At 67.0% G+C, this 1,052-nt stretch carries 1 protein-coding gene; it reads left to right on the top strand.

Features of this window, described 5'->3' with window-relative positions; translation table 11 throughout:
* Window positions 1–1,052 (top strand): NAD(P)/FAD-dependent oxidoreductase (locus tag LH128_RS30585; protein WP_008833562.1); only part of this gene is annotated, 1,052 nt, incomplete at both ends.

The raw sequence follows: 1,052 nt of genomic DNA, 5'->3' as shown, positions 1-1,052 counted from the left end.
GGAGCGGGACATGGGGGAGCGCAGTGCGCGCTCGCCCTGCGCCAGAACGGGTTCACCGGAACCATCACCGTCATCGGCCGCGAGCCGGAGCATCCTTACGAGCGCCCGCCGCTCTCGAAGGAATACTTCGCGCGGGAGAAGAGCTTCGACCGCCTCTACATCCGCCCGCCGACGTTCTGGGCCGAGAAGGAGGTGACCTTCAGGCTCTCCACCGAAGTCACCAAGGTGGACGCCGAGGCGAAGGAACTGACGCTCTCGAACGGCACGACCTTCGGTTACGGCAAGCTGGTCTGGGCGACCGGAGGCGATCCGCGGCGCCTGTCGTGCGGCGGCGCAGAGCTGGCTGGCGTCCACGCCGTGCGCACCCGCGAGGACTGCGACACGCTGATGGCCGAGGTCGATGCGGGAACGCGCAACATTGTCGTCATCGGTGGCGGCTATATCGGCCTCGAGGCAGCGGCGGTGCTGTCGAAGATGGGGCTGAGCGTGGTCCTGCTCGAAGCCCTGCCGCGCTTGCTGGCGCGCGTCGCGGGTGAGGAACTGTCCGAGTTCTACCAGAAGGAACACCGCGATCACGGCGTCGATCTGCGCACCGGCGTTGCGGTCGAATGCCTCGAAGGCGACGGTCACCGGGTAACGGGCGTGAAACTGGTCGATGGCGAGGTGATCCCCGCCGAGGCGGTGATCGTCGGCATCGGCATCGTGCCCGCCGTCGGTCCGCTGATCCTCGCAGGTGCCTCTGGGGCGAACGGCGTGGACGTGGACGAGTTCTGCCGCACCTCGCTGCCGGACGTCTACGCGATTGGCGACTGTGCGGCTTTCGCCTGCGACTACGCGGGCGGCACGGTGATGCGGGTGGAATCGGTGCAGAACGCCAACGATATGGCGACGTGCGTGGCCAAGGCGATCTGCGGGGACGAAAAGCCCTACAAGGCGTTCCCGTGGTTCTGGTCGAACCAGTATGATCTCAAGCTGCAGACGGCCGGGATCAACATGGGCTTCGACCAGACGGTGACGCGCGGCGACGTCGAGGGGCGCAGCTTCTCGGTGGT

This window comes from Sphingomonas sp. LH128 (genome assembly GCF_000293195.2).
Lineage (GTDB): Bacteria > Pseudomonadota > Alphaproteobacteria > Sphingomonadales > Sphingomonadaceae > Novosphingobium > Novosphingobium resinovorum_A.
This window is presented reverse-complemented; position numbering and strand designations above follow the sequence as displayed.